The sequence below is a fragment of the Microcoleus sp. B7-D4 genome, from assembly GCF_036705125.1.
In the GTDB taxonomy this organism is placed as follows: domain Bacteria; phylum Cyanobacteriota; class Cyanobacteriia; order Cyanobacteriales; family Microcoleaceae; genus Microcoleus.
Map to the genome: position 1 here is coordinate 59,446 of NZ_JAUBTT010000043.1, position 6,757 is coordinate 66,202.

Below are 6,757 nucleotides of genomic sequence, written 5' to 3' on the forward strand. Positions count from 1 at the left end.
TCCTACGAGCATAATTTACTGTACTGATTGAATTCATACCTACGGAAAAATTTATAACCATGATATTTATCAACCCGAAAACCGATTACGCCTTCAAAAAAATATTCGGTTCCTCAGAAAGCAAAGAGATTCTAATTAGCTTTCTCAACGCCTTGATTTATGAAGGCAATCCCACAATTCAAGACTTAGAAATCATCAACCCGAATCTACCACCCAAACTAGAAGGCTTAAAAGATAGTTATCTGGATGTGAAAGCCAAACTCAGCGATGGCACTTTAGTAATTATTGAAATGCAGGTGCTCAACGTCCAGTCTTTTGGCAAGCGAGTTTTGTACAATGCAGCGAAAACTTATGCTTTTCAATTGGAAGCAGCCCAAGGATATCGCTTGCTGAAGCCAGTGATTGCCCTGACAATTACGGATTTTGAAATGTTTCCTAATAGCCCGGAATTTATTTCCCGATTTGTGTTCAAAGAAGTCAAGAAAAACTTTACGTATCCCGAAAACAATCTGGATTTAGTGTTTGTAGAGTTGCCAAAGTTTACCAAAGGACAGGAGGAACTTGAAACTTTAGCAGACAAATGGGTTTATTTCATGAAAAATGCGAGAAGTCTGACATCGGTTCCAGAAACAATGGATAGCATACCAGAAATACATGAAGCTTTTAATATTGCGAATCAAGCCAGCTTGAGCAGAGAGGAAGTGGAAGATTTGGACAGAAGAGAACAGTTTATTTATGACCAACAAGGAGCAATTCTTAAGGCTGTTCAGGAAGGAATAGAACAAGGCATAGAACAAGGCATAGAACAAGGCATAGAACAAGGACGAGAAGAAGGAATGCGAGAAAAGGCGATCGCGATCGCTCGACAATTACTCTCACAGCTAGATAATGCCACGATCGCCCAAGTTACGGGGCTTAGCGTTGAGGATGTGCAGAATTTGCGATCGGGCGATTCATAGTTTAAAGTAATTGGGTATAGGAGTGGAGCTCGACATAGTGATCAACGATTTTTGATTATGGATTATAGAAAAAAACTATTGATCCTCGATCTTGATGAAACTTTAATTTATGCTGCCGAAGCATCTCTCCCTCGGCAAGCTGATTTTTTAGTGGAGCCATATCACATTTACAAACGACCGTTTCTAGATGTCTTTTTGAAAAATTGCCTGGACTGGTTTGATGTGGCAGTTTGGACATCTTCTTCGCCGTCTTATGCGAGCGCAATTGTCTCAGCCCTCTTTGAAAATCCTAAAACTTTATCGTTTGTGTGGGCAAGCGATCGCTGCACAGTTGCTTACGATATGGAATGGTTGGAATATTACAATCGCAAAAATCTCAAAAAGGTCAAGCGCAAAGGGTATCGTCTAGAGTCAATCATTGCAGTGGATGATACACCTCAAAAGTGGGAGCGCAGCTATGGCAATCTGGTGCGAGTAAACCCCTTTGAGGGGGAGGAGACGGATGATGAATTGAAGTATTTGCTGCTTTACTTGGATCAACTCAGATATGAAGAAAATATCCGCAGTGTCGAGAAAAGGTTCTGGCGAAATCGGCTTATCCGATCCATCGGTGAGTCATATCAAATCCGTTGACATCGGAATTATTATCTCTCTCTTCTCTTTCTCTGTGTCCTCTGTGCCCTCTGTGGTTTAATCATTCCGATATAACCGGAATTGATATCAGATATCTCAAACACTTCGTCAAGTCCCATAACAAATCGATGAAGCCGACGGCATGAATATCTTGGTGCTGAGTTTGATGTTACTTGCCGTCGCCTTACGCCCACCCTCAACCCCTCGACATCGCAGATAGTGGCGCTACCCTCAAATCTGCTCTAAAATAATCAAAAATTATAAACAACAAGCCCAGAGGCGCTGAGGTGACTCCTAACGAGGGAACGGCAAACAGCGAAAGTCAGAAAATACCCGGCAAAACCCCCTTGGGTTCTAGTTACTACGGCTTGTTAGGGCTGCATCCTTCAGCCTCAGCGATCGAAATTCGGCGATCGTACCGGGAACTGAGCAAACTCTACCATCCCGATACCACCGAGCTGCCACCCGCAGTCGCCACCGCCAAATTTCAGCAGATCAACAACGCCTACGCCACCCTCAGCAACCCAGAACGTCGCCTCGCCTACGACCTCAAAATAGGCTATTCTCGCCTGAACGTGATTGGGCCACCCCCAGGCTTCAATACTCCGGTTTCGGGATCGGGCAAAAAAACTTCCAACTCCGCTTACCTAGATCCCACGGATCGACCTCTTTCCCCCGGAGAAATGTTCGCTCTGTTTATCATGGGAGCTAGCTTAATCGGATGTTTGGTACTGGCGATCGCGATCGGCTTAATTCGCGGCAATTAAACCCTCAAATCCCAAATCTCCAATCTAAAATCCCAAATCCCAAATCCCAAATCTAAAATCTAAAATCTAAAATCTAAAATCCCATGACTCTTCCTTCCGCCGACACTCCTTTGTACAACCACCCACTCCCGGAAATCGAGCAGTGGCTAAAAAGCCGCGGCTGCCAGCAAGATCGGCGAGAACTCCACTGCTGGCAGATCGATCGACCTACCTGGAAAGCAGAACTCTCCCTTGATATCGACCAACTCACCGTCCGCTACATCGATGCTGGAGCCGACGGCCAAGACATTCAGCGAGCATTCAAATACTCCCTCTCACGTCAGGACATTGAAGCGGCCGTTTTCTCCGGCCCCTAATTTGATTTTAGATTTTAGATTTTAGATTTTAGATTTGTCCTCCAATCTAAAATCTAAAATCGTTATGTTGAGTAGGAGATGACCTACTTGGAAACTGAAAAATCAACCAAAAAATCCCAAATCCCAAATCCCAAATCGTTAGACTTTGCCAAATCGGCGGTTGCGTTGCTGATAATCAGACAAAGCGCGGTGAAACTCCGATCGATCAAAATCCGGCCACAGCGTCTCAGTAATGTAAATTTCCGAATAAGCCATTTGCCATAGTAAAAAATTGCTCAACCGCATTTCCCCGCTCGTCCGGATCAGCAAATCCGGGTCACAAACATCAGCAGTATACAAATAGCGTTTAAATAAAACCTCATCAATCTCCTCCGGCTGCAACTTGCCCTCTTTCACCTGAGTGGCGATCGCCCGACAAGCTTGTACAATCTCCTGACGCCCCCCGTAATTCGTCGCCACCGTAAACAAAATCCCCTGATTGTGCTGAGTGGCCGTCACAGAACGCTCGATTTCCGCCTGCAAAGACTTCGGCAAAGCCTGCAAATTCCCCATAAATTGAATTTGCACGTCCTCGTCCACCATCTCCCGCAATTCTTGCCGCAACTTTCCCTCAAACAAACTCATTAAAAAATCCACCTCTCCGGCCGGCCGCCCCCAATTCTCCGTCGAAAAAGCATAGGCCGTTAAAGCTGGAATCCCCCAATCTTTGCAGCAGCGCAGTAGTTCCTTCAGAGTGCTAGCCCCTCGGCGGTGTCCCGCAATCCGCGGCAACCCCCTCTTCTTAGCCCAGCGCCCGTTCCCGTCCATAATCACTGCTATGTGCTTAGGCAGTAGTTCCTGTTGCAGATCCTCCGGCAACTTTTCCAAGCAAATTCCTTGACTCATGGTTTCTCCCGATTACCCGACTAACGGCGCAGTATCCGTTTTAATAGCGTCACTCCCTTCAATCCTATCTGGCGTCCGAGATTGCCGATCGGAATTGGAGCCACAACTCTTTCTCCCTCGGACGGAAACAGCTTTGCTTCCAGCAATTCCTTAAGTTTGCTGCTAGTCAAAGGTCGATTTAAAGTTCCCATCTGGGCTAAAGAAATAGAACCCGTTTCCTCGGACACCACCACGCACACGCAAGCTTGCACCCGTTCCGTAATGCCCATCGCCGCCCGGTGGCGGGTTCCCAACTGCCGCGACGCGGTGCGATCGGACAAAGGCAAAATTACCCCCGCCGACACGATCCGCGAACCTCGAACCAAAACAGCTCCGTCGTGCAGCAAAGTTTGCGGCTGAAAGATAGTCTGCAACAATTCTTTAGAAACTTCAGCATTTAGCTTTAATCCCGGCACAGAAAAATCCCGATCGTCGATCGGAGAATCTGTTTCTATAATTAGTAAAGCGCCCGTGCGGTTTTGCGAAAGTTCTTTTACTGCTTCCACAATTTCATCTATTACGCTGTCCGGTTCGGGAGTTGGTCGGCGATCGCGTCCAAACAATTGCCGAAATTCCCCCCGACCCAATTGTTCCAGAAATCGGCGAAACTCCGACTGCAATATTACCGCCATTGCGACAGCCGAACCAGTCACCAAGCTGTTGAGGGCAACGTGCAACAGCCTCAATCCAGCCCAGTTGCTCACCGCCGCCGCCAGCATCAAAATGATAAATCCCCGTACCATCCACAGCGTTCTGCGCTCGCCAACAATGACGAGCACCAAATACGCAAGGGCAAAAACCAGTCCAATATCGATCCCTTGAATCAATAAGGACTGAACGAGGGGCAAGTTAAAGCCAGATTGTTGATTGTTCATGGTTCATCGAACGCTACCGCCTGTGAACCGCGAACCGTGATGCACTCGAACCCATGAACCATGAACAGTTGTTATAAGGAATATGCTGAAAATCCCCGTGTTTTTAGACCGGGAAGTGTCAATCCAATCGCGTGACTGAACAAGGCAAAAGTTAAAAGTGAAAAAGCAATCGTCACTAAGTAAACATGGATTGTCTTTCTTTTAACTTTTAACTTTTAACTTCTAAGTTTTTACTTTGGAGCTCCGAGTCGTTCAGGAAGGCGGTCAAGCCTCAGCAAATCCTGGTAAGTTTCCCGCTGTATAATCGTGTTAACTTCCCCATTTCTCACTAAAACCGCTGCCGGTCGGGGTACTCGGTTGTAGTTAGAAGCCATGCTGTAATTGTATGCCCCTGTGGCCGTAACCGCGAGGACATCTCCGGCATGACACTCTGGCAATTTGGCATCTTTAATCAGAACATCGCCTGACTCGCAGTGTTTCCCAGCAATTGTCACTGTTTCCGTTAAGGCAGCAGACATTTTACCGGCTGCGAGGACTCGATAAACTGATTGATAGGTAATAGGACGCGGATTGTCGGACATCCCGCCATCTACAGCTAAATACGTCCGCATTCCCGGAATGACTTTTTGAGAGCCAACGGTGTAAGCTGTAACGCAAGCTGTACCCACGAGCGATCGACCCGGTTCGCAAAGCAATTTTGGTAAGGGCAATTGCTGCCGCTCGCAAGCTGCTACCACTGCGGAGCAAATTGTACGAGCCCAATCTTCAATGCTGGGAGGATCGTCCGCTTCAGTATAGCGAATGCCCAACCCGCCGCCAATATTAATTTCTGTTGCTGGCAAACCATAACTCTGTGCTTTTGTCAAGGCCTGAATTATGACTTCGGCTAAATCGTCATGGGGTTGCAGTTCAAAAATCTGAGAGCCGATGTGAGCGTGCACTCCCACGCAAAATAACGACGATTGTTGGCTGATGAAAGTAAATACTCGATCGAGCGAGTTGGGATCAAAGCCAAATTTACTGTCGATTTGACCCGTCTGAATGTACTCGTGGGTGTGACACTCAATTCCAGGAGTAAACCGCACCATAACTCGTGTCGGCCCACCTGTGAGGCTGCGGACACCGGATTCTCCCAACTCTGCTAGAGTCTCTAAATCCCGCCAATTGTCCGCTACGGTAATGCAGCCGCTTTCGACAGCTAGCTGCAGTTCCTCGCGGGACTTGTTGTTACCGTGGAAGTAGATTTTGTCGGGGCCCACGCCGGCTTGCAGTGCAGTGTAGATTTCTCCGGCGGATACGACATCTATCCCTAAACCTTCCGAAGCTGCGATCGCGCAAACTGCCAAACAACTCCAAGCTTTAGAAGCATAGAGCACTTGAGATTCGCCCGGATAGTAACGCTTAAAAGCATCCCGGTACTGGGTACAAGCCGCCCGCAGCGTTTCTTCGTCTAAAATGTACAACGGCGAGCCAAATTGCTCCACCAAAGCTGTCACCTCGCAGCCTCCGATTTCCAACCGATCGCTGCTGTTAACACTGGCTGTCAGCGGTAACAGTTGTTGATTTGGCGATCGAGTTTGCAGGGCTTGTTGAGACTCAGACAGATACTTAAGTCCCGATTCCACCCCGAAAGATTGAGTTGATACCATCGCGCAATAACTATCCTTACGGTCTTTCCCAGTGTACAATTGACGGCAAGCAATTGGGTCAGTTGCCCCCAGATTCATTCCGCAAGCAGGCTGACTGACTGAGACTCGATCGAACTGGAGCATCCTTGCAGTGAGTAATTATCAAATCTAAAATCTCAAATCTAAAATTTAAAATCGTCTGTGCGTTTTCTACAAATTAAACATCTCGCGGCAGAACACCTCAACAGTGCAGTCGAACTCGATCGACTTTGTTTTGGCGGACTTTGGGCGATCGAAGGCTACAGGCGCGAGTTAGACAGTCCTAACAGCGATTTATTAGGTTTATGGACATGGGAGGGGGCGGGCACGGGGGCACCGCCCCTACAGATTCGGGCGGGCACGGGGACACCGCCCCTACAGATTCGGGCGGACACGGGGGCACCGCCCCTACAGATTCGGGCGGACACGGGGACACCGCCCCTACAGATTCGGGCGGGCACGGGGGCACCGCCCCTACAGATTCGGGCGGGCACGGGGGCACCGCCCCTACAGATTCGGGCGGGCACGGGGGCACCGCCCCTACAGATTCGGGCGGGCACGGGGGCACCGCCCCTA

General features: G+C 48.4%; 7 protein-coding genes and 1 pseudogene. 5 read left to right on the forward strand and 3 right to left on the reverse strand.

All coding sequences use genetic code 11. The features are described from left to right. Window positions 1-59: 59 nt before the first annotated feature. From QUB12_RS18400 to QUB12_RS18415, 4 genes are all read left to right on the forward strand, one after another. A complete protein-coding gene (locus QUB12_RS18400; protein ID WP_333307906.1) occupies window positions 60-959 on the forward strand; it encodes an Rpn family recombination-promoting nuclease/putative transposase in 900 nt (299 codons plus the stop codon). Between the two features lie 57 nt (window positions 960-1,016). After that, window positions 1,017-1,592, forward strand: coding sequence for an HAD family hydrolase (locus QUB12_RS18405; protein ID WP_333055499.1), 576 nt, complete (start codon window positions 1,017-1,019; stop codon window positions 1,590-1,592). 287 nt (window positions 1,593-1,879) lie between these two features. Beyond that, window positions 1,880-2,359 carry a J domain-containing protein gene (locus QUB12_RS18410; protein ID WP_333145770.1) on the forward strand — a complete coding sequence of 160 codons (480 nt, stop codon included), beginning with the start codon at window positions 1,880-1,882 and terminating at the stop codon, window positions 2,357-2,359. Window positions 2,360-2,442: 83 nt separating this feature from the next. Next, window positions 2,443-2,715 (forward strand): DUF3143 domain-containing protein, encoded by a 273-nt coding sequence (locus QUB12_RS18415; protein WP_333102291.1) that lies wholly within the window; start codon window positions 2,443-2,445, stop codon window positions 2,713-2,715. A gap of 138 nt (window positions 2,716-2,853) precedes the next feature. Here QUB12_RS18415 and QUB12_RS18420 read toward each other — a convergent pair whose 3' ends face one another. The 3 genes from QUB12_RS18420 to lysA all read right to left on the reverse strand — a co-directional run bounded on the left by QUB12_RS18420 (window position 2,854) and on the right by lysA (window position 6,163). Further along, the gene (locus QUB12_RS18420; RefSeq protein WP_333145773.1) at window positions 2,854-3,600 is read right to left on the reverse strand and encodes an isoprenyl transferase; all 747 of its coding nucleotides are present in this window, start codon (window positions 3,598-3,600) and stop codon (window positions 2,854-2,856) included. A gap of 20 nt (window positions 3,601-3,620) precedes the next feature. Beyond that, complete coding sequence (gene cdaA / locus QUB12_RS18425; protein ID WP_333145775.1) at window positions 3,621-4,514, reverse strand: diadenylate cyclase CdaA; 894 nt, start codon at window positions 4,512-4,514, stop codon at window positions 3,621-3,623. 230 nt (window positions 4,515-4,744) lie between these two features. Next, a complete protein-coding gene (lysA, locus tag QUB12_RS18430; protein ID WP_333145782.1) occupies window positions 4,745-6,163 on the reverse strand; it encodes a diaminopimelate decarboxylase in 1,419 nt (472 codons plus the stop codon). Between the two features lie 180 nt (window positions 6,164-6,343). On the opposite strand from lysA, the pseudogene QUB12_RS18435 reads away from it, so the two are divergent. After that, window positions 6,344-6,757 (forward strand): annotated as a pseudogene (locus QUB12_RS18435) (hypothetical protein); the annotation flags it as partial.

Excerpts from the sequence above, each read along its gene's own strand:
- QUB12_RS18400 (WP_333307906.1), top strand. The coding sequence starts at position 60 with ATGATATTTATCAACCCGAAAACCGATTACGCCTTCAAAAAAATATTC.
- QUB12_RS18405 (WP_333055499.1), top strand. The coding sequence starts at position 1,017 with ATGGATTATAGAAAAAAACTATTGATCCTCGATCTTGATGAAACTTTA.
- QUB12_RS18415 (WP_333102291.1), top strand. The coding sequence starts at position 2,443 with ATGACTCTTCCTTCCGCCGACACTCCTTTGTACAACCACCCACTCCCG.
- QUB12_RS18420 (WP_333145773.1), bottom strand. The coding sequence starts at position 3,600 with ATGAGTCAAGGAATTTGCTTGGAAAAGTTGCCGGAGGATCTGCAACAG.
- cdaA (WP_333145775.1), bottom strand. The coding sequence starts at position 4,514 with ATGAACAATCAACAATCTGGCTTTAACTTGCCCCTCGTTCAGTCCTTA.
- lysA (WP_333145782.1), bottom strand. The coding sequence starts at position 6,163 with ATGGTATCAACTCAATCTTTCGGGGTGGAATCGGGACTTAAGTATCTG.